Source organism: Ralstonia mannitolilytica (genome assembly GCF_905397375.1).
GTDB lineage: Bacteria > Pseudomonadota > Gammaproteobacteria > Burkholderiales > Burkholderiaceae > Ralstonia > Ralstonia mannitolilytica.
On the sequence record NZ_CAJPVG010000033.1, the window covers coordinates 1 to 862 of the forward strand.

The following is an 862-nucleotide window of genomic DNA, read 5'->3' on the forward strand; positions in this document are numbered from 1 at the left end:
CGGGAAGTGTTGGAATGCGATCCGACAGTATAGCCCTGTGATACCAAACGCCGCTAGATGTGCCATGCAGTTTGACAAGCGGATCAGGCCGGGACACAATCGCGCTGTATCTCGCTGCTTTACGCTGGTGAGAGCCCTGTTCGGTAACCCCGTCGCCGGCCCGCGAACCCGCCCCTCGGTCCGCAGCCCTCGACACCTCTTGCGGAAAGGACCGAGAAGATGAAGAAGACCTTCGTCGACGTGCTGCTCGAACTGCCGGTGGACGCGACCCTCAGCGCTTTCCTGGCCTCGCAGGGCCTGCCCGTGGCCGCCGATTTCGACTGGGAGGACACGCCGCGCACCTCGCAGGCGCTGGTGGAGGCCGTTCGCGCCTGGCCCGACGTCGCCGCCCGTGATCGTTTGATCGGCAACCTCATGGCCAGCATCCAGTTGGCCGACCCGGCCGGCAAGCAGGCGATGTTCCAGGCCGCCGCCGGGGACGGCGCCGCGCTGCTGGGCCTGGTGGGATGCCGGAGCGACACCCACCGCTCCTTCTGGCTGTATGCCAATCATCCGGCGCTGTTCGAGCGGGCCTGCGAGTTCGACTACCTCGAGCGCCACGGGTCGCAGGCCCAGCAGCACGACCTCGGCGTGAAGCGTCGGCCGAACACCTCGGATGCCGCTCTGGCCGCGCTGCGCCAGGCCATCTCGGCCTTCTACCAGCGCGAACTGCAGTGCGGCGACGGCAGCGTGGCTTACCTGGTGGAACGCCGCCCCGGCGTGTTCCTGCTGACGGTCCACGTCAAGGACCTGGCCATGCTGCGCCTGGAGTTCGAGGGCGCCCATCTCACCCGTCGCGTCGGCAACCCGAACATCCACATGG

At 67.4% G+C, this 862-nt stretch carries 1 pseudogene; it reads left to right on the top strand.

The features are described 5' to 3' along the window. Nucleotides 1–219: 219 nt before the first annotated feature. Nucleotides 220–862 (top strand): annotated as a pseudogene (locus KHN96_RS22685) (hypothetical protein); the annotation flags it as partial.